Origin of the sequence: Nonomuraea mesophila (genome assembly GCF_004352805.1) — a bacterium.
GTDB lineage: Bacteria > Actinomycetota > Actinomycetes > Streptosporangiales > Streptosporangiaceae > Nonomuraea > Nonomuraea longispora.
Genome location: NZ_SMLD01000036.1, coordinates 1 through 26666, shown reverse-complemented (window position 1 = coordinate 26666; position 26666 = coordinate 1). Strand labels below are relative to the sequence as shown.

Below are 26666 nucleotides of genomic sequence, written 5' to 3'. Positions count from 1 at the left end.
GGGTTTAGGATGCACCCGAATGCCAAGAGGGGGAGGTATTGCCAGCATGTCCCGAATGTCGAGTATTGCGCGGCTCACCGGTGCGGCGGTCGCCGCGGGCGTGGTGACCGCGGCCATCGCGCTGCCCGCGGTGGGAGGCACGGGCGCGATGTTCGTCTCGGCATCGGAAGAGCTAGGCATCAAGCCTGAGGAGCTCAAGGAGCCCCCGCTCGCGGAGAAGACGACGGTGCTCGACGCCAAGGGCAACCAGATCGCGCAGTTCTACGAGGAATACCGGGAGAACGTCAAGCTCGCCGACGTGGCCGAGGTCATGAAGACGGCCATCATCTCGATCGAGGACTTCCGCTTCTACGAGCACGGCGCGATCGACATCGAGGGCACCATCCGGGCCCTGGCCAAGAACCTCAGCTCGGGCGGCATCGCCCAGGGCGGCTCGTCCATCACCCAGCAGTACGTCAAGCAGGTGCTGCTCAACTCGGCCACCACCACGAAGGAGAAGAACGCGGCGCTGGAGGCCAGCTACGGCCGCAAGCTCAGGGAGCTGCGGTACGCGATGGCGGTCGAGGAGAAGTACACCAAGGACCAGATCCTCGAGAAATACCTCAACATCGCCTACTTCGGGGCCGGCGCCTACGGCGTCGAGGCGGCCGCCAAACGGTTCTTCGGGGTCGACGCGAGCAGCCTCAACCTGGTGCAGTCCGCGACCCTGGCCGGCGCCGTGCAGGACCCCAACGCGACCGACCCCAACCTCGGCAGGGACCAGCGCCAGCGGCTGCTGCACCGGCGCAACGTGGTGCTCGACAGGATGGCCGAGCTGGGCAAGATCACGCCCGCGGAGGCCAAGGAGGCCAAGGCCGAGAAGCTCGGCTTCGACAAGGGCAAGCCGCTGCCCGGCGGCTGCGGGGCCAGCGAATATCCGTACTTCTGCATGTACGTGCGCAACGAGATCCTCAGCAACAAGATTTTCGGCGCGACGAAGAAGGCCAGGACCCAGTTCCTCAACCGGGGCGGCCTGACCATCCAGACCACGCTCGACCCGAAGATGCAGAAGGCCGCCGACCGGGCCATCAGGAAGCACGTGTACGCCTCGGACAAGGCGGTCGCCTCAGAGGCCCTGGTGGAGCCCGGCACGGGCGCGATCAAGGCGATGGCCGCCAGCCGCAAGTACGGCAACAACAAGCGCAAGAACGAGATGTCGTACAACGTGGTCGCCGACGCGGTGCACGGCGGCGGCACCGGCTTCCAGGCGGGCTCGACGTTCAAGGTCTTCACGCTGCTCACCGCGCTCAAGGAGGGCATGAAGATCAACGACGGGGTGAGCACCGGCAGCGGCTACCGCGCGCCCGGCTACTCCGCGTTCAAGAACTGCAAGGGCGAGAACATCGGCGACCCCAGCCACACCGTCACCAACGCCGAGGGGGGCGGCGGCGGCTTCAAGTCGCTGGCCACCGGCACCTGGGGCTCGGTCAACACCTTCTTCGTGGCGCTGGAGCAGAAGGTCGGGCTGTGCGACACAGTCAAGACGGCCAAGTCGCTGGGCATCAAGCGCTCCGACGGGCTGCCGCTGACGGAGTTCGAGACGTTCACGCTGGGCACCAACGAGATGGACCCGGTGACCGTGGCCACCGCGTACGCGGCGATCGGCGCCAGGGGCAAGTACTGCAAGCCCATGGCCATCAACAAGATCACTGACCGTTACGGCAAGGTGAAGACGTACAAGCCCGAGTGCAAGCAGGCCTTCGATCCCGAGGTCGCGGACGCGGCGTCGTACATCCTGGAGGGGGTCTTCACCAAGGGCACGATGCGTGGCGTCGGCGGCATCGGCCGGCCCGCGGGCGGGAAGACCGGCACCACGGACGACCAGGCGGCCGCCTGGTTCGCCGGGTTCACCCCGGATCTGGCGGGGGCGGTCAGCATCGGCGACACGCGCGGCGCGCAGCAGCACAAGCTCAACGGCGTCACCATCGGCGGCCGCTACTACGGTTCGGTCTTCGGCGCTTCGATTCCTGGGCCGATCTGGAAGGACACCATGATCCTGGCACTGAAGGGCGTGCCGGAGACCGACTTCCACCCGATGAACACCTCCCGCTTCGGCGGCTGCGGCGGGAGCTGCCAGCCCAAGCAGCCCGACCGGTCGGACTCGGGCGATGACGACGAGGCCGACGCGGAGCTCGAGGACGCGGACGTCGACCTCGGGTGACGCGAACGGAAACCCGGAAATGCGGAATGGGTCCGGCGAAATGGCGGGGCCCGCGCCGGCCGGGAAGGCGTTGAACTGAGGGAACGGGGAGTGCGTCCGTACAGCAGGACGCACTCCTTGCAAAGGCCCTATTAACAACGGCGAAACATTGGTAACGTGGGAGCGCTCCCAGGATCTTTCCGCGAGGTGCTCCATGACCGAGCAGCCCACACTGGCACAAGTGGCGGCCGCTGCAGGGGTTTCCCCCGCGACCGCATCACGAGTCCTCACCGGCTCGGTGCGGGTCAGCACTTCGACCCGCCGCCAAGTCTACGACGCCGTATCCCGAATGGGCTACGTACGGCAACGCGCACCACGGGGAACGGCCGCGAAAACCATGGCCGACGGTGTCACGGCGGTGATCTGCGACCACCTGCCCCGGCTTTTCTCCGAACCCTATTACGCCAGGCTTCTCTCGGCGGCCGGCAGCGTGATCGCCGAACACGGCACCCACCTCATGGTGACCACCGTCACGCCCACGTCGTCCACGCTGCCCGCCCTGTCGGGCGCGGTGCTCATCGTGGGCGCGCGAGAGCGCCACCCCCTGGCCATCAAGTTATCGACCGCGGGCATCCCGGTGCGCAACATCGGCCGCCCGCCCCACGACCTCAAACTCCCCTACGTCGACGTCGACAACCTCGACGGCGGCCGCCAGGCGGCGGAGCACTTCCTGCTGACCGGCCGCCGGAACGTCGCCGCCATCGGCGGCCCGCCCTCGCTGCCCGCCGCGCGCGACCGATTGGACGGCCTGGTCCGCACCCTGCAGGCGGCGGGCGCACCCGACGTGCCCGTGGCCTACGGCGACTTCACCGCCGCGTCCGGCACCCACGCCATGCAGTGGTTGTTACGCCACGCCCCCGGGCTCGACGCCGTCTTCGTCGCCTCCGACCTGATGGCGGCGGGAGCGATCCAAGCGCTGCGCAGGGCCGGGCGCAGGGTGCCGACCGACGTGGCGGTCATCGGGTTCGACGACGCCCCCGTCGCCAGGCACACCGTTCCCGCACTGACCACCGTCCGCCAGCCCGTCGAGGAGCTCGCCACGGTCGCCACCCGGCTGCTCCTGACAGGGGCCACGGGCATCGACCCCGTTCTCCCCACGGAACTGGTCGTCCGTGAGTCGGCTTGAGCCTGGGGATGTGCTGGCCCGCCGGTATCTACTGCTTGATCCGGTGGCCCGCGGGGGCATGTCGGTCATCTGGCGTGCCTTCGACCAGTCCCTGCACCGGATGGTCGCGGTCAAGGTGCTCACCTCGTCGCTCCACGCCGACCACGGCGAGCGCGTCAGCGTTCGCAGCGAGGCACGCGCCGCGGCCAGGTTCTTCCACCCCGACTCGATCGCGATCTACGACTACGGCGAGACCGTCACCACGGGCGGCGGGGTCGCGGCCTTCGTGGTGATGCCGCTGCTCGACGGCACGCCGCTGGGCGAGCGCGTCGAGCAGGGCCCGCTGCCGTGGACCGAGGCCGCGGCGATCGCGCTGCGGCTGGCCAAGGTGCTGATGGCCGGGCACGCCCGCGGCCTCGTCCACAGGGACGTCACGGCCGAGAACGTGCTGCTCACCGCCGACGGCCCCAAACTGCTCGACTTCGGCATCGCGGCCTGGGCGGGCGACCCCGACGACGACCGCGGTACCCCGCCCTACGTCGCCCCCGAACGGCTGCAGGGTGCTCCCACCCATCCCGCGGTCGACGTGTACGCCCTGGGCGTGCTGCTGCACACCATGCTCACCGGGCGGACCCCGTACCCGGAGACCACGTGGGAGGAGATCGAGGCGGCCAGGAGGACGGCGCCGCCGCCCCGGGTGCCCGGCGTGCCCTACGCCGTCGCCACCCTGTGCCAGCGCTGCCTGGCGCACCGGCCGGAGGAGCGGCCGGCCGCGGCGGAGATCGTCTCGGCGCTGACCGCGGCGCTCGGCACGGCCGGCCTGGGCCGGCACGTCAGGCGGGCGCTCACGGTCGCGGGCTCGGCGGCGGTCGTGCTGTCGCTCCTGCTCTGGTTCCAGCGCACGGAGCTCCGGTCGCCGCAGCATGCCGCGCCTCCACGGCCGTCGCCCACCTCCGCGCAGGTCGAGAGCTCGCCGGCCGCGGCGATCACCGTCGAGCACGCGGTGGCCGGCTTCAGGGCCGCGCTGGAGGACAGGACGCCGTGCGCCGCGACGGACGCCGACGTCGTCCTCGACCTCAACCAGGTGCTGAACGCCCTCGTCGCGCCGCACGGCCCAGCGGCGTCAGGCGGGACCCAGCGCCTGCGCGTCAAGCTCTCCGACCGCATGCGGGAGGGCCGGCTGGCGCCGGACTGCCGCAGCGAGCTGGAGGCCAGGCTCGACGAGATCGAGGCCGCCCTCGACGTGAACTGACGAGGGGTACGGCAGCACCAGCCGTACCCCTCGCCCACGCGGCCGTGCCCCTCGCAAAGCACGGCCGCGCGAGCGTGTGCCTCATGCAACCGCATTTCTGATCAGCAAGTATACTGGGAGCGCTCCCAACATTGCACTGTTCCGGCGCACCCGATCACGGCGGGCACAGTACGCCGAGGTCCATGACCAAGATCGGCTGAAAGTTTCACGGGGCGTTGTCGGACCGGCGCCGCCCGTGGTTCAATGCGCTGGCCGGGCGGGCTGGTCATGGGCGGGTTCTTCTCTGTCGTCAGCGCAAGGGAATCCCCATGAAATGGTTCAAGTCGGCGGCGATCACCGCCGTCATGGTTCTCATCACGAGTGTCCTGATGGTGCCCTCACCGGCACAGGCCCACGGCGTGACCATGTTCCCCGGCAGCCGCACGTTCCTGTGCTGGCAGGACGGCCTGCGGGACAACGGACAGATCCAGCCCTACAACCCCGCCTGCGCCGACGCGGTCGCGCAGAGCGGCACGACGCCTCTGTACAACTGGTTCGCCGTGCTGCGCTCCGACGGCGCGGGACGGACCAGCGGATTCATCCCCGACGGGCAGATCTGCAGCGGCGGCACCGGCGGGCCCTACGACTTCTCGGCCTACAACGCGGTCCGTTCCGACTGGCCGCTGACCCACTTGACGGCGGGCGCCAACATCCAGATGCGGCACAGCAACTGGGCCGAGCACCCCGGCGACTTCGACTACTACATCACCAAGAACGGCTGGAACCCGAACGCCCCGCTCAAGTGGTCCGACCTGGAGCCGTTCGGCACCGTGACCGACCCGCCCAAGAACGGCGGCCCCGGCGGGCTCGGCTACTACTACTGGAACGCCCAGCTCCCGTCCGGCAAGACCGGGCGGCACATCATCTTCACCCACTGGATCCGCTCCGACAGCAACGAGAACTTCTACAGCTGCTCCGACGTCGTCTTCGACGGCGGCAACGGCGAAGTGACCGGAGTCGGCCCCGGCGGCGGCACGCCGGGCCCCGACCCCGACCCCACGACCACGCCGACCGACCCGCCTCCCGGTGACAACGGCTGCACCGCGACGTGGAAGGCCACCGACAACGGCTGGGCCGGCCACTTCCAGGGCGAGGTGACCGTGCGCAACACGGGCGACAGCGCGCTGAACGGCTGGACGGTCTCCTGGACCTACAGCGGCGGCCAGGCCTTCGACGGCACACCGTGGAACGGCGTCCTGTCCGGGCAACCGCCCAACGTGACCGTCAAGAACGCCACCTACAACGGCACGCTGGCGCCGAACGCGACCACCTCGTTCGGCTTCAACGCGACCGGCTCCATCCCCAACCCCGCACCCACCCTGACCTGCACCAGCCCGTGATCAGAACGCGACGTGGGCTTGTCGCGACGACCGTCACCCTGGCCGGGCTGACCCTGGCCGGGGTGATGTTCTTCGCGGGCAGGCAGCCCTCCGCCCAGCTGAACGACGAGCTCGCCGCACAGGTGACCCTGATCCTGGAACAGGCGTCGACCGGCGAGCACCACGCACACGGCCACCACTTCGAGTCGAACGTCGTGTGCGCCGTGGAGCCCTTCGGGACCGAACCGGCGGGCGCGTCCTCCCTCGTCGAGGTGAAGTGGGTCTACGCCCGCCACCTGTGCGCCATCACCGGCGAGAGCAGCGAGTGGTCGGTCTCCGTACGCGCCTCGGGCCCCATCGCCGTACGCCTCGGCATCCCGCCCGTGGTCAAGGTGCCGGAGGCGGGGGCGGGTTACCCGGAGCGGGTCAGGCGGCTCATCCCTCCGCGCTACCACGAGGAGGCGTTCGCGGACTTCTCCGACGACGCCGCCATCGAGGCGGCCAAGCAACGCTTCGCGCAGGCCGACTCGGCCAGGTGACGGAACACGAACGGACGCGGCGCCGACTGGAGGTATCGGGGCCGCGTCCGTCCCATCCGGGCGGGATGTGTCACAAGGCAGGTTTGATGCTTCGCCTCACCTCCTCATACGCAGCCGGGGGCCGACGGGTTCGGCCCGGGGTCGGATCGCGCGAGCGCGGCGGGACGCCGCTCATGCGGGAGTGCAGGTGATCGGATCCGGTGTGGCAGGGGTTCCGTTCGCGATGAAGCCGAACGTGGTGGCGGCGCCGGCGGCGAGCGAGCCGTTCCACGCCTCGTTCGCGACGGTGACCGTCGAGCCCGAGACGGTGTGCTTTCCGCCCCAGAGCTGGGTGATCGAGCCCTGCGAGGTCCAGGCGACCCGCCAGCCGCCGATCGCCTCCGTGCCACCGTTGCGCACCGTCACCTCGGCCTGGTACGCGCCGCCCCAGGCGTTCGTCACCTCGAACTCCGCCACGCACGCGTCGGTGGGCGCAGGCGTGTCCGAGGTGGTGAACGTCGCGTCGTCCGACGGCGGCGAGGTGTTGCCCGCCGCGTCCCTGGCCACCACGTGGGCGGTGTACTCGGTGGAAGGGGTGAGCCCGGTCAGGTCGTAGGACGTGCTCGTGGCCGTGCCTACCTTGGTGGACCCCAGGTAGACGTCATAGCCGGCCACTCCCACGTTGTCCGTGGAGGACGTCCAGCCGAGCCTGGCGGTCGAACCCGTGATCGCGGAGACCTCGGGCGTGCCGGGCTTGCTGGGCGCAGTGTCGTCCTCCACGTCCGGACCAGGGGGCTCACCCCAGATCATGGAGTCGCCGCTGTGCAGGGTGATGCGCTCGGTCCTCTCCGGCGTCGCGCCGGGCGTGGTGGGAATGCCCTGGTACGACCAGTCGTCGGCCGGGTCCCACGTGCCCGCGCTGGAGATCCTGAACTGCACCTCCCTGCGGTGCTGCGACTGTCCTGCCGGGGCGATGTCCTCGCCCGAGCAGTCGATGCGCACGTAGTACGTGGAGCCGCCCGAGGGGTGGAGCGTGGGCTGCGCGCACTGCGTGTAGGCCGACGACACCGTGATCTGCGAGGCCGTCGTCGAGCCGTCGAGGGTGAAGTAGTAGCGCAACGCACCGTCGGACAGCACCCTGGCGGGCCAGGCCGACTGGTTGCGCACGATGGCCTTGATCTCCGTGAAGCCCGGACCCGACGCGTTCACGCCGGCCTCGACGAAGATCTCGGGCCCGTCCGGGGTCTCCTCCTGCGGGAAGCCCGCCGCGGGTGCGCCCCCGTACTCCTGGTAGAGCCGGGCCAGCGCGCTGGTGAAGCCCGCGTTGTAGTCGGTGGCGACCTCGTTCATGACGTAGTCGTCACGCTCGTCGGTGTAGGCGTCGTTCGGGTCGGGCGGTCCGCCGACGAGGGCTCCGTACAGGGTGTGGCGGGTCTGCTCGGGGTTGGTGATCTGGTCGCTCCACGAGCCGTGCGCCGTACGGTGGTGCGGGTTCTCCGGCGGGTTGGCGCCGAAGCCGATCACGTACGAGGAGTTGCGCGGGTTGTCCCCGAGCGCGTAGTCGATCTGGCCGACCGCGAAGTCGTGGTAGCGGGCCTTGCGGGTGGCGTCGGTGATCGAGTCGCTGTGCACGAGCGCCGCGAACGCGGTGTTGGCCGCGTACCGCAGCGAGCCCCACCGGTCGAGCACGGCCTGCCCGCCCGGCGAGTACGCCACCTTGGAGCCGTTCACGCCGACCGTCCACCAGTCGAGCCAGCGGTTGGCGTCGTCCAGGTACCGCTGCTTGCCGGTCAGCTTGTGCAGCAGCACGTACGCGCCGTAGGACTTGTCGTCCCAGGCGATCGTCCACTTGTACGACTTGGTGCTGGTCTGCGGCTCGTTGCCGAGGTTGTCGTAGCCGGCCTCGGCCTTGGCCAGGTAGGAGGCGTCGTCCGTGGCCCGGTAGAGCCAGATCGCGCCCCACACCAGCTCATCGTTGTAGCCGCTCCAGGAGTTGTAGTAGCTGGAGGCGTCGGTGATGCACTCGGTGTACTTCTTCCTGACGGTGTCGGCGAAGGAGTACAGCTGCTCGGCGTGCGTCACCAGCGTGTCGGCGTACTCCGGATCGGTCGGGCGGAAGACGATCGAGGAAGCCGCCATCGCCGCCGCCGTCTCCCCCGCCAGGTCCGACCCCCCGCACGAGGCGTCGATCTTGTACGCCGGCCGCTCCATCCCCATCGCCTCGGCCGGACCCCACCAGGCGTGGTCCGTGCCGCCGTTGCCGACCTGCCCGTAGAGCACGTTCGGCGACGGGTGCGCCTTGACGAAGTAGTCGTTGACGAACCTGAGGTTGTCGAGCAGGTGGGTGAGCTGGCCGGAGTCCTCGTAGGCGTCGCGGTACTCCACCGCGCCCCAGGCCAGCATGGTGGCGGAGAACGCCATCGGGAAGCCGAACTTGACGTGGTCGCCCGCGTCGTACCAGCCGCCCGTGAGGTCCACGCCCACGTCGTCGCCGTCGTTCAAGGCCGAGTCGCCGCGCCAGGAGACGCGGTTCCACGCGGGCAGTTCGCCCGACTGCTGGGCCTCGTAGAACCACAACGACTTCTGCAGCGCCTCGCCGTAGGCGAAGGCGGGCTCGGCGGCGCGGGCCGCCGGCCCCGCCCCTGTCACCAGGGGCAGGACCAGCGACACCGCGGCTATGAAGGCTGCCTTTCTCACGGGAAGAGCCGTCCGTACTCGGCGAGCGCGACGGCGACGTCCACCTGCGCCCAGAACCGGTGGTAGTTGAAGACCGGCGCCTCGCCGCCGTTCAGGAAGGCCTCGACCTTCGGCCAGTCGGGGTCGTCCTCGTAGAACGACCTGATCGACAGGAACGTGGAGTCCTCGTTGATCGGGTCGCCGTTGGGCATCTCGCCGCTCCAGCCCGGCGGCACGTACACCGGGTCGGTGATGCGGCGGTAGTCGGCCTTGGTCTCCGGCACCGACACGCCCGCCTCGTCGCGGTTGGCCCAGACGCCGTCGAGCAGCGCCTTGGCCGTGTCGCGCGCCTCGGCGTGGTTCGCCCTGGCCGCGTAGTACATCAGCACCTTGGCGTACGAACCGGCGACGCCCACGTCCTGCGTGTGGTCCAGGACCGTCACGTGCAGGCCGGGGTTGGCCGGCGGCATGCCGGAGGTGGCGGAGAAGTCACCCGCGGGCGCGCCGCTCCACCGCAGCGTGGACGGGATCTCGTAGGTGCCGTCGGCGTTGACCGTGGTGTTGTCGAGCGCCCACTCCACCCACTTGTCGAGCAGCGCCTTGGCGTCGGCGTTGCCGGTGACGTTGTAGAGCTCGGCCACCCGCTCCATCGTCCACGCCTGGAAGCCGAACCACTGGTTCGACGGCGGGTCGTGGTAGACCGGCTGCCAGTCGTAGGCCATGCCGTGGAACTTCGGCAGGTCGCTCGGCGGGTTGTCGTAGTGGCCCTCCCAGCTGTTGGTCGCGCCGCCGGCGATCCCGCCCTCGTCCGACTGCAGCCAGGTGTAGAACTGCAGCTGGCGGGTCAGGCTGGTGCCCCAGTCGGAGGCGCCGGTCGCGCTCTTCGGCTTGAGCTCGTCCACGTTGGACAGCGCCCAGGCCGCGAACGGGTTCTGGTAGCCGGCGTGGTTGTGGCTCGAACCGATGCGCCAGGCCCAGCCCGCGTTGGAGTCGGTCGCGCCGCCCCAGGCGTAATACCAGTTCAGCAGGTACGCGGCCGAGTTCTTGCCGGAGCCCGCCGGGCACGAGGGGCTGGTGCACCCGGGCTGCTTGAAGTACTTGTCGTACATCGCGTAGCGCAGGTAGTCGCCCATCTTGGCGGCCTTGGCCACCGTCTCGGAGATCTCCGACTCCTTGTCCTGCTCCTTGGCCCAGGTCAGCGCCCAGTACGCCACCTGCACGGCCCGCGCGTCGGCGTCGGGGGCGTTGGTGTACTTCCACTGCTTGGCGTAGGAGCTGTCCTCGATGAACAGGTCCAGGTAGCCGTTCGGCCCGCCGTGCTCGAACGTGTCGCAGGACGGCTGCGGGATCGTCTCGAAGACCGACTCCTCCGGACCACGCTGGTAGGTGTTGATGTAGGTGGGTTTGGTGGTGCCGTCGCCGCAACGGCCGAAGCCGTAGGTGTTGTCGACGTCGAGCAGCCAGTGCATGCCGTAGATGTCCCGGGTGCCGTACGCGCTCTGCAGCTCACTGGCCAGCGGGTCGGTGCCCACGGTGACGCCGGAGTCCATCGCGGTCGGGTAGTTGCTGATCTCCAGGTGCTCGGCCGCGTACGTGGCCGGCTTGGACGGGTCGTAGAAGGAGTTGGTCGGCTGGTCCTCCGTCGACGGGATGATGTACGTCTCCAGCGAGGTCCAGGCGTCGTTGAACTTCGACCAGTCGCCGGTGACCTGCCCGTAGACCGCCTCCAGCCACAGGTAGTAGCTGTAGGCCTCGGAGGTGGTCTCGTGCCCGTGGTCCGGCGCCTCGACCATGAACGTCTCGATCGAGTGGTACGGCACACCCTCGGGCGAGAAGTAGCCGTTGTCCGGGTCGTGCAGCTCGTTGTAGAGCTCGACGAAGCGCTGGACGTACTCGTTGCCGCCGCCCACGTCGTCGTCGGCCTCGTTGGCGGTGACCTCGACGGGGTCGTAGCCGGTGGCGCTGACCCGGAAGACGGCCGAGCCGCTGGTCGTGTCGGAGTCGTCGGCCGCCGCGAGCGTGACGTTCTGCTCGGTGTCCCAGTTGGACGTGGTGAACGTCCTGGTGGCGCCGCTGGAGACGGTGAGGTCCGCGTCACCGCTCGCGCGGGCGACCGAGACGGTCACGCCGGCCGAGGGCGCCTGCGACAGTTTCACGCCGAAGCTCGCGGTGCCGCCTTCGGGCACCGACAGGGAGGTGGGGCTGACGACGAGCGCGGGGCCGGTGTTCTGCGTGACGGTGATCCCGACGGGCGCCGAGGTCGTGGTCGCGCCGCCGTTGTCGGTGGCCCTCGCGGTGATCGAGTAGCTGCCCGCCGCCACGCCGGTCCAGTTGTAGGCGTACGGCGCGGAGGTGTCGGTGCCGAGCAGGGTGGAGCCCTGGTAGAAGTCGACCTTCGAGATCGTGCCGTCGGAGTCGGCCGCGTTCGCCGCGATGGCCACGCCGGCCGGGGCGGTGTAGGTCTGGCCGGCCGACGGCGAGGTCAGCGACACGGTGGGGGCGGCGTTGTCGTCCTCGCCGCCGCAGGTGGTGCCGTTGACGCTGAACGACGTGGGGGCGGGGTTGCTGCCCGTCCAGGTGCCGTTGAAGCCGACGGAGACGGACGCGCCCGAGGCGAGGTTGCCGTTCCACGGCATGTTGGTGCCGGTGACGCGGGTGCCCGACTGGCTCCAGTTAGCACCCCAGCCGCTCGGGGTGTACTTCTGGCCCGTGGTCGGGTAGTCGAAGGCCAGCGTCCACGAGCTGAGCGCGTCGCCGGTGTTCTTCAGCGTGATGTTCGCGGTGAAACCGCCCTGACCTTGGCCGCTCGTCCATTGGTTGGCCGTGTAGGTGACGTCACAGGCCACGGCCGCCTGGGCGGGGGCGGCGGCCACGGCCGCGGTCGCGCTCGCCACGAGGACGAGCGTCGTGGCCACGGCCAGTCGCCTCGATAAGCGCGTCAGGATGGGGGGAGGTCTGTACTTCACGGGGTCTCCAGGGAGTAGGGGGTGTGGGAGCGCTCCCACGATGGATTGTGGATGTGCCCCGGCGTATGTCAACGGAACGGCGTCCCGGCGACCCCCTCGCTTCCTCTCACCAGGCTGCCCGGGATGAAAGTTTCACACCCATCATGGGGCATTCGGCGAGCATGCGGGGCGGCGGGGAGTCCGGCGGGGACGGGCCTCTGTACACGGCTGCGAGTCCGGCTCACCATGGGAGCGCTCCCAGCCACCTAGCACTGGAGATGATCGCTCGTGAGACTCCAACGCGGCCTCCGCAAATGGGCCGTGACCATGACCGCCGTGAGCGTCGCGGCCTTAGGGCTCGTCGTCGGCCAGAGCACGGCCGCGAGCGCCGCGGTCGCCTGCGACGTGACCTACTCCGCCAATTCGTGGACGAGCAGCCCAGGTCAGGGCGGTTTCACCGCGAACATCACGCTGAAGAACACCGGCGACGCGCTCAGCTCGTGGACGCTGGCCTTCGACTACCCGACCACGGGTCAGAAGTACACCCCGAGCGGGTGGGGTGCCCAGTGGAGCCAGTCGGGCACCCGTGTCACCGGCGCCAACATGTCCTACAACGGCAGCCTGGCCGGCGGCGCGTCCATCTCCGTCGGCTTCAACGGCACCTGGACGGGCAGCAACCCCGACCCCACGTCGTTCAGCGTCAACGGCACCACCTGTGGCGACACCGCCCCGGTCAACCCGACGGTGACCACCTCGACCAGCGCGGTCGCCGTGAACGAGGGCGGCACGGCCACGTTCACGACCCGGCTCTCCTCGGCCCCCAGCTCGAACGTCACCGTCACCACCACCCGCACCAGCGGTGACGCCGACCTGACCGTCAGCTCCGGCGGCTCGCTGACCTTCACCCCGTCCAACTGGAACACCCCGCAGACCGTGACCCTGGCCGCCGCCCAGGACAGCGACACCGCGGCGGGCACGGCGTCCTTCAGCGTCACCGGCACCGGCGTCACCGGCACCACGGTCACCGCGACCGAGGTGGACGACGACGCCACCACGGAGCAGTCGATCATCGTCTCGCCGACGTCGGTGACCGTACCCGAGGGCTCGACCGGCACGTACACCGTACGCCTGGCCCAGCAGCCCTCGTCGAGCGTGACCGTCACCTCGACGGGAGGCAGCGGCGACAGCGACCTGACCGTCGGCTCCGGCGGCTCGCTGACCTTCACCACCTCCAACTGGAACACCCCGCAGACCGTGACCCTGGCCGCCGCCCAGGACTCCGACACCGCCAACGGCACCCGCGCCTTCACCGTCGCCTCGACCGGCCTGACCTCCCGGACGGTCACCGCCACCGAGGCCGACGACGACGGCGACCCCAACCCCGGCCAGCACGTCGAGAACCCGTACGCCGGCGCCACCGGCTACGTGAACCCGAACTGGTCGGCCATGGCCGCGGCCGAGCCCGGCGGATCCGCGGTGGCCGACATCTCGACCGCCGTGTGGATGGACAGGATCGCCGCCATCGGCGGCTCCGACGAGGCCATGAGCCTGCGCGAGCACCTCGACGAGGCCGTCAGCCAGGACGCCGCCAACGGCTCCACGCCGCTGACCATCCAGGTCGTCATCTACAACCTGCCCAACCGCGACTGCTCGGCGCTGGCCTCCAACGGCGAGCTGCGCATCTCGGAGGACGGGTTCAACCGCTACAAGAACGAGTACATCGACCCGATCGCCGACATCCTCGACGACCCGCAGTACGCCAACCTGCGCATCGTCACGATCATCGAGCCCGACTCGCTGCCGAACCTGATCACCAACACCGACCAGTTCGAGGACTGCCGCGAGGCGGACGGCCCCGGCGGCTACCGTGACGGCGTCCGCTACGCGCTCGACCAGCTGCACGCCATCACCAACGTCTACACCTACGTCGACGCCGCCCACCACGCCTGGCTGGGCTGGGACTCGAACTTCCAGCCCGCGGTCGACCTGTTCTACGAGACCGTCGCCGGTGCCCAGGCCGGCGTGGACAGCGTGGACGGCTTCATCGTCAACACCGCCAACTACTCGATCACCACGGAACCCCACTTCACCATCGACACGACGGTGAACGGCACCTCCGTCCGCCAGTCGGACTGGGTGGACTGGAACTACTACGTCGACGAGCTCACCTTCGCCCGCGACCTGCGCAGCGCCTTGATCGCCAAGGGCTTCAGAAGCGGGCTCGGCATGCTGATCGACACCTCGCGCAACGGCTGGGGCGGCTCTGACCGCCCGAGCGGCCCGAGCTCCGCGACCAACGTCAACCAGTTCGTCGAAGAGTCCCGGGCCGACCGGCGCATCCACGCCGGCAACTGGTGCAACCAGAGCGGCGCCGGCATGGGCGAGCGGCCGACCGCCAACCCGGCGAGCGGTCTGGACGCCTATGTCTGGGTCAAGCCTCCCGGCGAGTCCGACGGCTCCAGTGAGGAGATCGACAACGACCAGGGCAAGCGGTTCGACCGGATGTGCGACCCGACCTACCGCGGCAACGACCTCAACGGCAACAACCTGACGGGCGCGCTGCCGGACGCGCCGATCTCGGGCCAGTGGTTCTCGGCGCAGTTCCGCGAGCTGCTGGCGAACGCCTACCCGCCGATCAACTGAAGGCCCGGCCGGCCGGCGGGACCCGCCTGACCCGGGTCCCCCAGCCCGCCTGAGGGGGCCCGGGCGCACGAGAGTGGCGCCCGGGCCCCGATTCACGTCACGCCATGCGCCCTGCGCCACTCCGAGACGATCTCGTCGACGTCGTAGGGCATGAGGTTGAGCGGCGGGCCCGGCAACCCCGTCCTGATCGCCTCACGGATGCGGCCGTTGATGTCCTCGATGACGTGCCGCACCTCGGTCTCCGTACGGGCGCCCCGCGCCTCGGCCAGCGCCTGCTCGGCGTCCTTGCGCAGTGCCAGCGTGGGCGGCAGGGGCATCGACAGGCCTTCGCTCTCCACCTTCTGCTTGACCCACCACAGATCGTCCAGTTCCCTGTCGAGGCCGGGCAGCGGCTTGCCCTTGCCCGGCAGGTCGTCGAACTCGCCGCGCGCCTCCGCCTCGCGGATCTGCCGGTCGATCCAGCTCTCGTAGGGCATCCCTGGCGGCTTGCGCTCGGTCACGTGCGACTCTCCTCACGTCACAGGTTGTGGGCGGGGGCGAGCGGGCCGCGCCAGCCGAGCACGGCCTCGGTCATGCGTACGGACGCGACCGTCGCGGCCACGTCGTGCACCCGCAGGACGCGCGCGCCCTTGAGGATCGCGACGACGTTGGCCGCGATCGTGCCCTCGGTGCGCTCGCCCTGGGGGCGGTCGAGGGTCTCGCCGATGAAGTCCTTGTTGGACAGCGCCGCCAGCGTCGGGTAGCCCATCGAGGTGATCTCGTCGAGCCGGCGGGTGAGCTCCAGCGAGTGGTAGGTGTTCTTGTTCAGGTCGTGGCCCGGGTCGATGATGATGCGGTCGGGCGCGATGCCCGCCTTCAGCGCGAACTCGACCCGCTCGCGCAGGAACGCGGCCACCTCGGTGACGACGTCCGCGTAGCTGGGCCGCACGATCCGCCGGCCGGGGCCGCCGAGGCTGTGGGTGACGATCACGCCGGCGCCGGTCGCCGCCGCCGTCTCCGCGATGCCGGGCTCGCGCAGGCCGTTGGTGTCGTTGATGACGTCGGCGCCTGCCTTGATGGCCGCCCGCGCCACCTCGGCCCTGTGCGTGTCGACGGAGATCACGGCGTCGGTGACGGCCCTGACCTCCGCGATCACCGGCACGACCCGCTCGATCTCCTCCTCGGCCGGGATCTGCTCCTGGTCGGCGCTGAAGGCGAACCCGCCGACGTCGACCCAGTCGGCGCCCTCGGCGACGGCCCTGCGCGCCGCCGCGACGGCGCCGTCGAGCGCGTAGGTGCGGCCCCGGTCGTGGAAGGAGTTGGGAGTCCGGTTGACGATGGCCATGATGGCGACCTGGCGCTCGAAGTCGAACTCCCGCCGCCCGATGCGCCGGACCGGGGAGATGATCCCGAGTGAGGGTGTGTCGGCGCTCACGTGGTGGTCCCTTTCCGTCCCCCCGAGCCTACCCGGCCCCCCGCCAGGTCAGACGGCCAGGGATCACCACGTGGAGGGGCCCGCCCCCCGTCCTCCTGAGGACAGCGACCCGATCCTCTCCTCGGCTCCGCGATCCTGTGGCCTTAACCGCATGGTGAGCCTGACGGTGGTGCCGCGCGGGCCGGTGCGGAAGTCGGCCGCGTCGCACAACGCGCGGATCAGGAAGATGCCCCTGCCCGACGCCGCGAAGTCCGACGGCAGGTGGTGGCGGTCGATGTACTCCTCGGGGATGCCCGGCCCGCTGTCGGTGGTCTCCGCGCGGATGACCCCGTCGACCGTCCACAGCGTGAGGTGCCCGTGCCCGCCCGCGTGCTCGACGGCGTTGACCACGCTCTCGTGCACGGCCAGCACGAAGTCCTCCAGCCGCGAGCCGCTCAGCCCCGAGCGCTCCGCGCAGCAGGCCACCGACCGGCGCAGCGTGGAGACATCGTCGAGCGTGAAGGGCTGGGTCAACAGGGTGCCCATGGCAGGCCTCCCACCTCGCCTGGTCGCCGACGCGCAATTTGAGGGGGGCACGACGTTTCGCTGACGGTCTGTTCCGGTGCGGTCACGGGTCATCGGTTCACGGGCGTCCTCCTACGCCGGTGGCGAGCTCGCGTATCCGGCGTGCCGGCCCGCGGTCGGGGGCGAGCGGCCCGGTGTCCATGCCGGCGCCGTCGCGCAGCCCTCGGAACAACTCCCGCATCGCCTCCTGCGACGAGTACTCCGGTGTCCAGCCCAGCACGTCCCTGGCCCGCCGCACGTCCATGAGCGGGATGCTCAGAGCCAGCTCCAGGAGCCCCGGCGACGCCGGCGCGAGCCGCAGCCGCCAGGCGGCCGCGACGGCCGCCCTGGCCATCTGCGACGACACGCGCACGGTGCGGGTGCCGAGCATCTCGGCGAGGTCGTGCGGGTCGAGCGCGGGCTCGGCGGCGAGGTTGAACGGGCCGCGTACGTCCTTGGTGACGGCCAGCCGGAAGGCTTGCGCCGCGTCCCGCGCGTGCAACACCTGCAGCCGCAGCCCCGGGACGTCGGGGACGAACGGGATCACGCCCGGCCTGATCAGCCGCCCCGGCACGAACGGCCCCCCGAACAACCGGCGCTGCTCGGTGGCGGCGGCCCGCTGGAAGATGAAGCCGGGCCGCATCCGCACCACGCGGATGCCCGGGTGGTCGTGCTCGAAGACGTCGAGCACCCGCTCCACGTAGGCCTTCTCCCGCCCGTACGCCGCCCCCGGCCAGCCGTGCGTGGGCCAGCTCTCGTCCACCGGCCGGTCCTTCGACCCCGGCGAGTACGCCCCCACGGACGAGGCGTGCACCAGCGCGGGCACCCCCGCCTCCGCCGCGGCCCTGAACACCCGCATGCTGCCCAGCACGTTGGCCCGCCACGTCGTCGCGGGATCCCTGGTCGGCTGGAACAACCAGGCGAGGTGCACCACGGCGTCGGCGCCGTCGAAGATCCGCACCAGGTCGTCGCTCGCCACGTCGGCCTGCCGCCAGTCGGTCTTGTCGGCCCGCCATCCGGGCAGCCGGCGGGCGACTCCGACGATCGAGGTCACTTCGCTGTCCGCGGCGAGCGCGCGTACGAGGCTGGTGCCGACGTTTCCTGTGGCTCCCACCACCACGACTCTCATGCGACCTCGCTGCCCCACCCCGGGAGCGCGAAACCCGCCGGGACCGCGCGCAGGCGGCCTGATCAGGCGGGCGGCCCTGCGGGCACGGTGGCGACCTGCGGCGCGGGAGACGTCGGCCGCGCGTCAGCGACCGGTAGTGGCCTGGTCGATCACAACGCCAGTACCAAAAGACACTTTACACTCTCCGTATTGGGTGACTAACTATTGGTAGCGACTCGGTCGGAGCGATAAGGAGCCGTTCGCATGCCGGTGAGCTTCACCCAGCACCACCTCGCTGCACGTGTCGACCGGAGATTGGCCGCCTTCCTCGACGACTGGCGGGCCCCTGTCTCCGACCCGGGTGTGGAGGCGGCCTACGGGCTGCTGACCGACTTCATCCTGAGCGGCGGCAAGCGCATCAGGCCGCAGCTGTGTTACTGGGGCTGGCGCGGCGCGGGCGGCGACGACTGCGACGAGATCATCAGTGCCGCCGCCGCCCTGGAGCTGTGCCACGCGGGCCTGCTCATCCACGACGACATCATGGACGGCAGCCAGCTGCGCCGGGGCCGGGCGACCGTGCACAGAAACCTGGCCGAGCTGCACACGGGCCCGGGCGCGGAGGCGTTCGGCCAGGCGGGCGGCATCCTGCTGGGCACGCTGAGCCTCGCCTGGTCCGACGCGCTGCTGTCGTCCTGCGGGGCCGAGCCGCCGCGACTGCGCGCCGCGCACCACCTGTTCGACGCCATGCGCACCGAGGTCATCAGCGGCCAGTATCTCGACATCCTCGGCCAGCTCCGCTCGGGGGCGAGCGTGGACGAGGCACTCACCATGATCCGTTACAAGACCGCGAAATACACCGTCGAGCGCCCGCTGCAGATCGGCGGCGCCCTGGCCGGCGCCCCGCTCGAACTGCTCGACTCCTACTCCGACTTCGGCCTGCCGCTGGGCGAGGCGTTCCAGCTGCGCGACGACATGCTGGGCACGTTCGGCACGTCGTCGGAGACCGGCAAGTCGGCGCTCGACGACCTGCGCGAGGGCAAGCACACGGTCATGTACGCGCACGCCGTGCAGCACGCCTCGCCCGCGCAGCTCGCCCATCTCCAACGCTGGCACGGCGACCCGGAGCTGTCGGAGGAACGCGCGGGCGAGCTACGCCAGATCCTGGCCGACACGGGGGCGCCGGCCAAGGTCGAGTCGATGATCGAGGAGCGCGTGAGCGCGGCCCTGGCGGCGCTGGCCGCGGCCCAGATCAAACCGGAGGCGGAGCAGGCGCTGACCGTCCTGGCCGACCAGCTCGCACACCGTACAACCTGACGATTCGAAGGGGCATCCCGATGGGACGGGTACTTCTCGCCGCCCCGCGCGGCTTCTGCGCGGGCGTCGAACGTGCGATCACCACCGTCGAAGAGGCGCTCGACCGCTTCGGACCACCCGTTTACGTGCGCAAGCAGATCGTGCACAACACGTCGGTGATCCACGACCTGACCGGCCGCGGCGCGGTCTTCGTCGACGAGCTCGACGAGGTCCCCGACGGCGCGCTCGTCGTCTTCTCGGCCCACGGCGTCGCGCCGGCGGTCAAGGAGGAGGCGCGGCTGCGCGGGCTCGCGACGATCGACGCGACCTGCCCGCTGGTCACCAAGGTGCACAAGGAGGCCGTGCGCATGGCCGAGGCGGGCTACGAGATCGTGCTGATCGGCCACGCCGAGCACGAGGAGGTCGAGGGCACGGTCGGTGAGGCCCCCGGCCGCATCCACGTCGTCGATCCGGCCCGCACCGAAGACCTCACCGCCGACGGCTCGGCGCCGGTGGCCTGGTTGTCGCAGACCACGCTGGCCGTGGACGAGACCATGCGCGCCGTCGAAGAGCTGCGGGGGCGCTTCCCCGCTCTGGCCGACCCGCCGAGCGACGACATCTGCTACGCCAGCCAGAACCGCCAGGAGGCCGTCACCAGCATCGCCTCCAGATGCGACCTGGTCATCGTCGTCGGCTCGGCCAACTCCTCCAACTCCCGCCGGCTCGTCGAGGTCGCCGTCAACGCGGGCGCCGGCGCGGCCTACCTGATCGACCGGGCCTGCGACGCCGACGAGCGGTGGCTGGCGGGCGTGCGGACCGTCGGGGTCAGCTCCGGCGCGTCCGTGCCGGAGGGGCTCGTCGAGGAATTACTCGGCTGGCTCGCCGCCCGCGGATACGCCGACGTCGAGCCGGTGACCTTGACCGAGGAGACCCTCACGTTCTCACTTCCTCCCGAGCTCAGATCCCCACGCGAACCCTAACGAGATTGGTGGTGCACGATGACAGAAACGACCCAGTCCCAGGCCCCGGAGGACGGCACGGGGCAGCTCAGCCTCAGCACCGATGCCGCGAGGCAACTCTCCACGACGACCAAGACGCCCCCGCAGATGCAGGAGATCACCTCGCGGTGGCTGCTGCGGCTGCTGCCGTGGGTGCAGTGCTCCGGAGGCGTGTTCCGGGTCAACCGGCGGCTGACCTACACCCTCGGCGACGGCCGCATCACCTTCAGCACGACCGGCTCCAACGTGCGGGTCATCCCCGCCGAGCTCACCGAGCTGCACGTGCTACGCGGTTTCGACGACATGGAGGTGCTCCAGGCGCTGGCCGATCGCTTCGCGCAACAGGAGATCGAGGCCGGCGAGAAGATCGTGACGGAGGGCGGCCCGGTCGACCGGCTGGTGCTGATCGCCCACGGCCGGGTGGGCAAGGTCAGCCGCGGCGCCTACGGCGACGAGCAGAATCTCGGCGTCCTGGCCGACGGTGACCACCTCGGCGAGCAGGTCCTGACGGGCGGCGGCGAGTTCGCGTTCACCGCCAGGGCCAAGACCGCCACCACCGTGCTGACCCTTTCCCGCCAGGACTTCGAGCAGGTGCTGGAGCGCTCGCCCGAGTTGCGCGCCCACGTGGAGAGCCGGCGCACCGGCGTCGACCGCGCCCAGAACGACTATGGCGAGGCCGCGATCGACATGTCGGCCGGCCACACCGGCGAGGCCGTGCTGCCCGGCACCTTCGTCGACTACGAGCAGAGCCCGCGCGAATACGAGCTGAGCGTGGCGCAGACGGTCCTGCGCGTGCACAGCCGGGTCTCCGACCTGTACAACCAGCCGATGAACCAGCTCGACCAGCAGCTCCGCCTGACGATCGAGGCGCTGCGCGAGCGCCAGGAGCACGAGCTGGTCAACAACCGCGAATTCGGCCTGCTCCACAACACCGACTTCGGCCAGCGCATCCGCACCCGTTCCGGTCCTCCCACGCCCGACGACCTCGACGACCTGCTGTCCGTGGTGTGGAAGGAGCCCGCGTTCTTCCTGGCGCACCCGCAGGCCATCGCCGCCTTCGGCAGGGAGTGCAGCAAGCGCGGCGTCTACCCGCAGGCGAGCGAGGTCAACGGGCACCGCGTGCCGGCCTGGCGGGGCGTGCCGATCTTCCCGTGCAACAAGATCCCGGTCAGCGGCGCCCGCACCACGTCGATCATGCTCATGCGCACCGGCCAGGAGAACCAGGGCGTCGTCGGCCTGCACCAGACGGGCATCCCCGACGAATACCAGCCCAGCCTGTCGGTCCGCTTCATGAACATCAACGAGAAGGCCGTCATCTCCTACCTGGTCAGCGTCTACTACTCGGCCGCCGTGCTGGTGCCCGACGCGCTCGGGCTCCTGGAGGACGTCGAGCTCGGCAGGAACGGCTGACCCGCGCAGGGTCCCAGTGATTGGTGGTGATCGTGTTGACGGAGACCGACCAGCGGCTGAGCCTCGACACGGCGGCGGCTCGCACGCTCGCGACGACGACCAAGACGCCTCCGCAGACGCGGGAGATCTCTCCCCGCTGGCTGCTGCGGGTGCTCCCGTGGGTGGACGTCGCGGCCGGCGTCTATCGGGTGAACCGGCGGCTGACGTACGCGGTCGGCGGCGGCCAGGTCGGCTTCGTCACCACGGGCGCCCGCTTCCGCGTCGTCCCGCCGAGCCTGGCGGAGCTGCCGCAGTTGCGCGGGCTCGCGGACGACCCCGTGCTCGACGAGCTCGCGGGCCGCTTCGAGCAGCGGGAATACGCGCAGGGCGAGGCGATCGTACGCGCCGGGCGGCCGGCCGACGAGCTGCTGCTGATCGCGCACGGTAAGGCGGCGAGGATCGGCACGGGCCCGTACGGCGACCCGGTGACGCTCGGCACGCTGGCCGGAGGCGAGCACGCCGGCGACGAGCACCAGCCGTGGGAGTTCACGCTCGAGGCGGTGACGGCGTGCACGGTGCTGGCCCTGCCCTGGACCGAGCTGCGCACGCTCGCCGACCGGTCGCCGGCGCTGAGCGCCCAGCTCGCCCGCCACCGCATCGGCAGGGCCAGACCCCAGAACAAGTGGGGCGAGGCCGAGATCGCCGTCGCCGCCGGGCACCGGGGCGAGCCCGCGCTGCCCGGCACGTTCGCCGACTACGACCCGGGCCCGCGCGAATACGAGCTGAGCGTGTCGCAGACCGTGCTGCGCGTGCACACCCGGGTCGCCGACCTGTTCAACCAGCCGATGGACCAGACCGAGGAACAACTGCGGCTGACGATCGAGGCCGTACGCGAGTCGCAGGAACATCAGCTGGTCAACAACCGTGACTTCGGCCTGCTGCACAACGCCGACCCCAGGCAGCGCATCCACACCCGCACCGGCCCTCCAGGGCCCGACGACCTGGACGAGCTGCTCTGCCGCAGGAAGAAGTCCCGCTATTTCCTCGCCCACCCCAGGGCCATCGCCGCCTTCCACCGCGAGTGCACCGCCGCGGGCCTCTATCCGGGCAGCACCGAGCTCGACGGCGCCAGGCTGACCGTGTGGCGCGGCGTGCCCATCCTGCCGTGCGACAAGATCCCGATCAGCCGGGCGGGCACCACCTCGATCCTTGTCATGCGTACGGGTGAGGAGGACCAGGGCGTCGTCGGCCTGCGCCAGAGCGGCGTGCCCGACGAGCGCGAGCCCGGGCTCAGCGTGCGGTGCACCGGCATCGACGCGCGAGCCGTCGCCTCCTACCTGGTCAGCGCCTACTACTCGGCGGCGGTCCTGGTGCCCGACGCGCTCGGCGTGCTGGAGAACGTCGAGGTGGCCCGTTGAAGAAGGAGTGACCATGAGCCAGCCGTTCGAACTGCCCGACTTTTACATGCCGTATCCCGCACGGCTCAACCAGCATCTCGAGGAGGCCCGCGACCACTCCAAACGGTGGGCACGCGACATGGGCATGCTCGAAGGCTCGGGCGTCTGGGAGGAGGCCGACCTCGACGCCCACGACTATCCGTTGATGTGCGCCTATACCCACCCTGACTGCGACGGCGCCGAGCTCTGCCTGATCACCGACTGGTACGTGTGGGTCTTCTTCTTCGACGACCATTTCCTCGAGGTGTTCAAGCGCACCGGCGACCTGGAGGGCGGCCGCACCTACCTCGACCGCCTGCCGCGTTTCATGCCGATGGGCGCCGACCTGACCATGCCGGAGCCGGCCAACCCGGTCGAGGCGGGGCTGGCCGACCTGTGGGTCCGTACGGTGCCCGGCATGTCCGTCGACTGGCGGGCCCGGTTCGCCGAGAGCACGCGCAACCTGCTGAACGAGTCGTTGTGGGAGCTGGCCAACATCAACAAGGGCCGGGTGGCCAACCCGGTCGAGTACATCGAGATGCGGCGCAAGGTCGGCGGCGCGCCCTGGTCGGCGGGGCTGGTCGAGCACGCGGTCGGGGCCGAGGTGCCGGCACGGATCGCCGCCTCGCGGCCGATGCGGGTGCTGCGTGACGCCTTCTCCGACGCCGTCCACCTGCGCAACGACCTGTTCTCCTACGAGCGGGAGGTCAGGGACGAAGGTGAGCTGAGCAACGGGGTGCTGGTGCTGGAGAAGTTCCTCGGCTGCACGACGCAGGAGGCGGCCGACGCGGTCAACGACCTGCTGACCTCGCGGCTGCACCAGTTCGAGCACACCACGTGCACGGAGCTCGGGCCGCTGTTCGTGGAGAACGCGATCGACCCGCTCAGCGCGGCCGGCGTGCTGGCCTACGTGAAGGGGCTGCAGGACTGGCAGTCGGGCGGGCACGAGTGGCACATGCGCTCCAGCAGGTACATGAACAAGCGGGCGACGGCGACCCGGCCGCTCGGCATGACGTCCCTGGTCGACCTGCTGGGAGCCAAGCGGCTGCGCAACTTCACGCATGTGCCGCACCAGAAGGTGGGGCCGTCGATCGTGCCCGAGCTCTACGTGCCGTTCGAGCTGCGGTTGTCGCCGCACCTCGACGCCTCCCGGCGTAACACCGTGGCGTGGTGCGCGGAGATGGGCATACTGGAGGCCCAACCGGGCGTGGCTGGCTCGGCGGTGTGGGACGAGGAGAAGCTGGTCGACTACGACCTGCCGCTCTGCGCGGCGGGCCTGCATCCCGACGCCTCGCTCGAAGAGCTGGACCTGGCCGCGTGCTGGCTGGCCTGGGGCACGTACGGCGACGACTACTTCCCGGTCGTCTTCGGCAGGTCGGGCAATTTCGCGGCCGCCCGGGTGGCGGTGGCCAGGTTCGGGGAGTTCATGCCGATCGAGGGCGTGCCCGCGACGTTGCCCGCGAGCGCGCTGGAGCGTTCGCTGGCCGACCTGTGGACACGCACGGCGGGGCCGATGCCGCTCGACGACCGCCGCAAACTGCGTAAGGCGATCGAGGACATGTGCGACGGCTGGTTGTGGGAGCTGGCCAACGAGCTGGCCCACCACATCCCCGACCCGGTCGACTACATCGAGATGCGCAGGCTGACCTTCGGCTCCGAGCTGACGATGAGCCTGTGCCGGCTGCGCCACACCAAGGGCATCCCGGAGGAGGTCTATGCCAGCGGGCCGATGGTGGCGCTGGCGAACGCCATGATGGACGCGGGCTGCCTGCTCAACGACATCTTCTCCTACCAGAAGGAGATCGAGTTCGAGGGCGAGGTGCACAACTGCGTCCTGGTGGTGCAGAACTTCTTCGACTGCGACTACGCGGCGGCGGTGGCCATCGTCAGCGACCTGCTGGCCTCGCGGGTGCGGCAGTTCGAGCACATCGTGGAGCACGAGCTGCCGCTCGTGTGCGACACCTTCGGGCTCGACGCGGAGGCCAGGCAGGATCTCGACGGGTTCGTGGCCGAGCTGCGCGACTGGCTGGCCGCCATCCTCAACTGGCATCGCGGGTGTTTCCGCTACGACGAGAAGACGCTGCGCCGGCACAAGGCGCCGCCGCGGTGGCGGCTGGGCGGCCCCACGGGGCTCGGCACCTCGGCGGCCGTCGTCACCGCCGGCCGGGGTTAGGTGGGGGCGTGGATGCGCGGCTGGTAATACCACCCCATCATGCGCATCAGCCGCTGCTGGTACGGCGTGACGTTGTGCAGCCGGATCCACCGTTGCGAGGGCGGCAGGGTCGGCATGACGAGCACGCGCAGGCCTGAGACGTCGATGAAGGTGAGTTCGCCGGTGTCGACGACGACGTAGGGGCCTCGGCGGCAGCGGGCCAGGGCGCCGGCCACGGCGGAGCTGTTGGTGGCGTCGATCTCACCGACCAACGCGACGTCCGGCGCTCCTGGCGCCGGGCGCACCACGATGCTCAGCTGCTCGTCCTGATAGAGCAGCAGCTCTTCGACGCCGCTCACGCTCCCCGCACCCCCCAACACGAACTCGGGGGTTGTATGCCGAAATGCTCCCTGCAGGGTATGACCACCAGGAACGTCTGGCGGTTAACCAGAACCAAGGTTACACGAGGTTTGTGGGGCTACGTAAATATCGATGTAAAAACATCGAATCGCGGGGAAATTATGACGGTTAACGCTTTCCGGACAGGCCGGGCGTGCCCGCGCCGGCTGCGGGCATGACGGACCGGCCTGTCCGGAGGCGGCGAGGTGGGCGGGAGCTCTCTCTCGCGCCGCGCCGACCAGGGGCTCGGCGCCGGTAAGGTGCCGCCACGGCTACGTGGCTACCGGTGCGGCTCAGGTCAGGGCGTACGCGGGGAGCCGCCGCCACCCCGGACGGCTCAGTTGTCGTCGCCGACGTTCTCCTGGTTGCTCAGGAGGGCGAGGTCGATGTCCTGCAGGTGACCCGCGGTGAGGACGTCGATGTACTTCACGGAGTCGTTGCCGACGTCGTTGGCCAGGGTGAGGTCGTCGAGGAGGCTCAGCTGGCTCGCGATCTGCTTGCCCTTGTTGTAGGGGTTGGGAACGTCGGCCGAGGCGCTCGTGGCCGAGAAGCCCAGCATGAAGCCCGCGATGGCTGCACCGGCAAGAATGCGACGCATCATTTCTCTACTTCTCCTTCGTCGGAATCGGCGCGGAATGCGCGTCTTCGGATTCGCTCGCACAGGGCCGCGAGTTTTCGTGAATAACAATCTCGCGCCCACCGGCACGCCGCAACCGGGCTTAGCTAAGTCAAAGTCAAATGCGCACCCCATTTCCTTGGCCGCCGTTCACGCACTGTTCGGGCACACCGGACCTGTCCCGATTTATCCGGAGTGAGACGCGCGCGATTTTTCATCTTATCGCCATACGTGCGCCCCGCATGCCCCAAGGGCGTTTCATCCCCACAGGAATGGCGGAATGCTCCCGGCGGAAACATCTCGGCGTGGACCGCACGCCGACGAGTCACGGGAGCGCTGAATATGCCATGAGAAGAACACCGCCGTCGCTGCCGATCACGCTGGCCCTGACCATTCTGGCCACCATGCATTCCGCGCCCGCGCTGGCCGCCCGAAGATGCGGCGGGCACTGGCCGGGCCATTGCCGCACCGCTGCGGACAACGCCGTCGCCGTGCGTTCGCCGGTCGGCGCCATCGCCGTGCGGGCGGCGATCGAGATGATCGGGGTCCCGTACTCGTGGGGCGGCGGCGGGGTGCGCGGGC

20 protein-coding genes are annotated in these 26666 nt (G+C 70.0%); 12 read left to right on the top strand and 8 right to left on the bottom strand.

Annotated elements, in window-relative coordinates; translation table 11 throughout:
- Positions 1 to 55 precede the first annotated feature (55 nt).
- From E1295_RS16290 to E1295_RS16270, 5 genes are all read left to right on the top strand, one after another.
- Positions 56 to 2200, top strand: coding sequence for a transglycosylase domain-containing protein (locus E1295_RS16290; RefSeq protein WP_132631121.1), 2145 nt, complete (start codon positions 56 to 58; stop codon positions 2198 to 2200).
- A 193-nt stretch (positions 2201 to 2393) separates the two neighbouring features.
- Positions 2394 to 3365 (top strand): LacI family DNA-binding transcriptional regulator, encoded by a 972-nt coding sequence (locus tag E1295_RS16285; protein WP_132631120.1) that lies wholly within the window; start codon positions 2394 to 2396, stop codon positions 3363 to 3365.
- Positions 3352 to 4596: a serine/threonine-protein kinase gene (locus tag E1295_RS16280; RefSeq protein WP_342775880.1), complete on the top strand. Its 1245-nt coding sequence runs from the start codon at positions 3352 to 3354 to the stop codon at positions 4594 to 4596. The genes E1295_RS16285 and E1295_RS16280 overlap by 14 nt, the downstream gene beginning before the upstream one ends.
- A gap of 308 nt (positions 4597 to 4904) precedes the next feature.
- On the top strand, positions 4905 to 5975 hold the full coding sequence (locus E1295_RS16275; RefSeq protein ID WP_132631118.1) for a lytic polysaccharide monooxygenase auxiliary activity family 9 protein: 1071 nt from the start codon (positions 4905 to 4907) through the stop codon (positions 5973 to 5975).
- Complete coding sequence (locus E1295_RS16270; RefSeq protein ID WP_132631117.1) at positions 5972 to 6493, top strand: hypothetical protein; 522 nt, start codon at positions 5972 to 5974, stop codon at positions 6491 to 6493. The genes E1295_RS16275 and E1295_RS16270 overlap by 4 nt, the downstream gene beginning before the upstream one ends.
- A gap of 171 nt (positions 6494 to 6664) precedes the next feature.
- On the opposite strand, the gene E1295_RS16265 is transcribed toward E1295_RS16270, so the two are convergent.
- Together E1295_RS16265 and E1295_RS16260 are read right to left on the bottom strand one after the other, a co-directional pair.
- Positions 6665 to 9223, bottom strand: coding sequence for a glycoside hydrolase family 9 protein (locus E1295_RS16265; protein WP_132631116.1), 2559 nt, complete (start codon positions 9221 to 9223; stop codon positions 6665 to 6667).
- Positions 9166 to 12063, bottom strand: coding sequence for a glycoside hydrolase family 48 protein (locus E1295_RS16260; RefSeq protein ID WP_246080076.1), 2898 nt, complete (start codon positions 12061 to 12063; stop codon positions 9166 to 9168). The genes E1295_RS16265 and E1295_RS16260 overlap by 58 nt, the downstream gene beginning before the upstream one ends.
- Positions 12064 to 12381: 318 nt before the next feature.
- Here E1295_RS16260 and E1295_RS52200 point away from each other — a divergent pair, with 318 nt between their 5' ends.
- Complete coding sequence (locus E1295_RS52200) at positions 12382 to 14736, top strand: glycoside hydrolase family 6 protein (RefSeq protein ID WP_425465346.1); 2355 nt, start codon at positions 12382 to 12384, stop codon at positions 14734 to 14736.
- Positions 14737 to 14828: 92 nt separating this feature from the next.
- Here the strand turns inward: E1295_RS52200 and E1295_RS16250 are convergent, their stop codons facing one another.
- The 4 genes from E1295_RS16250 to E1295_RS16235 all read right to left on the bottom strand — a co-directional run bounded on the left by E1295_RS16250 (position 14829) and on the right by E1295_RS16235 (position 17822).
- Entirely contained in the window at positions 14829 to 15236 is a 408-nt protein-coding gene (locus E1295_RS16250; RefSeq protein ID WP_132631115.1) for a DnaJ family domain-containing protein, read from the bottom strand.
- Between the two features lie 17 nt (positions 15237 to 15253).
- Positions 15254 to 16150 carry a dihydropteroate synthase gene (gene folP / locus E1295_RS16245; RefSeq protein WP_220448744.1) on the bottom strand — a complete coding sequence of 299 codons (897 nt, stop codon included), beginning with the start codon at positions 16148 to 16150 and terminating at the stop codon, positions 15254 to 15256.
- 63 nt (positions 16151 to 16213) lie between these two features.
- Positions 16214 to 16675 (bottom strand): ATP-binding protein, encoded by a 462-nt coding sequence (locus tag E1295_RS16240; RefSeq protein WP_166427258.1) that lies wholly within the window; start codon positions 16673 to 16675, stop codon positions 16214 to 16216.
- A gap of 97 nt (positions 16676 to 16772) precedes the next feature.
- Positions 16773 to 17822 carry an NAD-dependent epimerase/dehydratase family protein gene (locus E1295_RS16235; RefSeq protein WP_132631113.1) on the bottom strand — a complete coding sequence of 350 codons (1050 nt, stop codon included), beginning with the start codon at positions 17820 to 17822 and terminating at the stop codon, positions 16773 to 16775.
- Positions 17823 to 18065: 243 nt separating this feature from the next.
- Between E1295_RS16235 and E1295_RS16230 the strand changes: the two genes are divergently transcribed.
- Genes E1295_RS16230 through E1295_RS16210 form a run of 5 tightly spaced genes read left to right on the top strand, consistent with a single transcriptional unit; the run spans position 18066 to position 25090 of the window.
- Positions 18066 to 19115 (top strand): polyprenyl synthetase family protein, encoded by a 1050-nt coding sequence (locus E1295_RS16230; RefSeq protein WP_132631112.1) that lies wholly within the window; start codon positions 18066 to 18068, stop codon positions 19113 to 19115.
- A 20-nt stretch (positions 19116 to 19135) separates the two neighbouring features.
- Positions 19136 to 20074 carry a 4-hydroxy-3-methylbut-2-enyl diphosphate reductase gene (locus E1295_RS16225; protein WP_132631111.1) on the top strand — a complete coding sequence of 313 codons (939 nt, stop codon included), beginning with the start codon at positions 19136 to 19138 and terminating at the stop codon, positions 20072 to 20074.
- An 18-nt stretch (positions 20075 to 20092) separates the two neighbouring features.
- Positions 20093 to 21502, top strand: coding sequence for a family 2B encapsulin nanocompartment shell protein (locus E1295_RS16220; RefSeq protein WP_132631110.1), 1410 nt, complete (start codon positions 20093 to 20095; stop codon positions 21500 to 21502).
- A gap of 35 nt (positions 21503 to 21537) precedes the next feature.
- Positions 21538 to 22899 carry a family 2B encapsulin nanocompartment shell protein gene (locus tag E1295_RS16215; RefSeq protein ID WP_132631159.1) on the top strand — a complete coding sequence of 454 codons (1362 nt, stop codon included), beginning with the start codon at positions 21538 to 21540 and terminating at the stop codon, positions 22897 to 22899.
- Positions 22900 to 22912: 13 nt separating this feature from the next.
- Positions 22913 to 25090, top strand: a complete 2178-nt coding sequence (locus E1295_RS16210) for a terpene synthase family protein (RefSeq protein ID WP_132631109.1) — start codon at positions 22913 to 22915, stop codon at positions 25088 to 25090.
- Here E1295_RS16210 and E1295_RS16205 read toward each other — a convergent pair.
- Positions 25087 to 25428, bottom strand: a complete 342-nt coding sequence (locus E1295_RS16205; protein WP_166427257.1) for an STAS domain-containing protein — start codon at positions 25426 to 25428, stop codon at positions 25087 to 25089. The genes E1295_RS16210 and E1295_RS16205 overlap by 4 nt on opposite strands.
- 377 nt (positions 25429 to 25805) lie before the next feature.
- A complete protein-coding gene (locus E1295_RS16200; protein ID WP_132631107.1) occupies positions 25806 to 26069 on the bottom strand; it encodes a hypothetical protein in 264 nt (87 codons plus the stop codon).
- A gap of 362 nt (positions 26070 to 26431) precedes the next feature.
- On the opposite strand from E1295_RS16200, the gene E1295_RS16195 reads away from it, so the two are divergent.
- Positions 26432 to 26666 (top strand): hypothetical protein (locus tag E1295_RS16195; RefSeq protein ID WP_220448743.1); only part of this gene is annotated, 235 nt, incomplete at its 3' end.